This is a genomic window from Phenylobacterium sp., assembly GCF_030697925.1.
Classification (GTDB): Bacteria; Pseudomonadota; Alphaproteobacteria; order Caulobacterales; family Caulobacteraceae; genus Phenylobacterium.
Genome location: NZ_JAUYOJ010000049.1, coordinates 1 through 1,092, shown reverse-complemented (window position 1 = coordinate 1,092; position 1,092 = coordinate 1). Strand labels below are relative to the sequence as shown.

Here is a 1,092-nt window from a genome sequence, read left to right as displayed (position 1 = left end):
CAGCGTGGTTCGGGCGCGCATCAGCCGATCGTGGTGCATGGCGTGGTCGGCCAGGTCGGCCTCAAGCGAGGCGGCCAAGCCGCGGCGGGCCGCTTCGCGCTCGTAGCGGACGCGCGAGGCGGTCGAGGCGCGGGCGGCAATGATCGGCTCCTGTCGAGTCCGGCCGAACAGCGGCAGGCTGATCGCCGCGCCTACCGAGACCATGTCGCCGTACATCGGATCGCGATGCTGGTAGGTCACGTCCCAGCTCCAGTCTGGACGCCTGTCGGCCTTGGCCAGCGCCACATCGGCGTCGGCCTGGCGGCCCATGGCCTCGTAGGCCTGGAGCGATGGAATGGCGTCGAGACTGGCGCGCAGGCCAGTGGGATCGAGGCTGTAGCCAGGTGGGTCGCCGGTGACGTCGGCGGCGGCATCGCCGGTCCAGCGGACCAGTTCGGCTCGAGCCTTGCCGACGGCGGCGACCAGGTCGGCGCGCCGGTCGCCCAGCGCGGCGGTCAGTTGTTCGGGCTCCAAAGCCTCGCTCGGCCGCGCCGACCCAGACGCGATACGCGAGGGCGCGCTGGATCGCAGTGGCGCCAGCGCCAAGTCGACCTCATCCAGGGCGGCGAGCCGTTTCTTCGCATAGTGGAGATCGATCCAGGCCAGCGCCGTGTTCAGGCGGACGTTGCGAGACTCCACCGCCTGGGCGTTTTCCGCAGCGCCGATGTCCGCCGCCGCACGCTCGCGGTCGGCGCGGCGCCTGGCGGCGTTGGGGACGTCTTGCATCACCCCAACGGTCGCCATGGTCATGCTGTCGCCGTTGAAGGTTCCGGCCGGCGGACCCGAGATCGGGAAGTTGCCGAGGCCGACGGCGAGCCTTGGGTCGGGAAGCCGGCCCGCGGCGATCGCCGACGATCTGGCCGCCGTGATATCGGCGCCCTTGGCCTGGAGGCTGGGGGCGGTGTGGTCGGCGAGTTTGAGCGCCGCCTCGAAAGTCAACGGCGCGGCCTGGGCGGCGCCGGCGACCAGGGTCGCCCACGCAAGTGTCAAAACAAGGCGCATGATGGTTTCCCGCTGGGGTGCATGGCGCAGCTCTGGTGCGAGCCGGAAGCG

At 71.2% G+C, this 1,092-nt stretch carries 1 protein-coding gene; it reads right to left on the bottom strand.

Features of this window, described 5'->3' with window-relative positions; all coding sequences use genetic code 11:
* On the bottom strand, positions 1-1,041 hold a 1,041-nt coding region (locus Q8Q88_RS05090), incomplete at its 3' end, for a TolC family protein (RefSeq protein ID WP_305674118.1).
* Between the last annotated feature and the right edge of the window lie 51 nt (positions 1,042-1,092).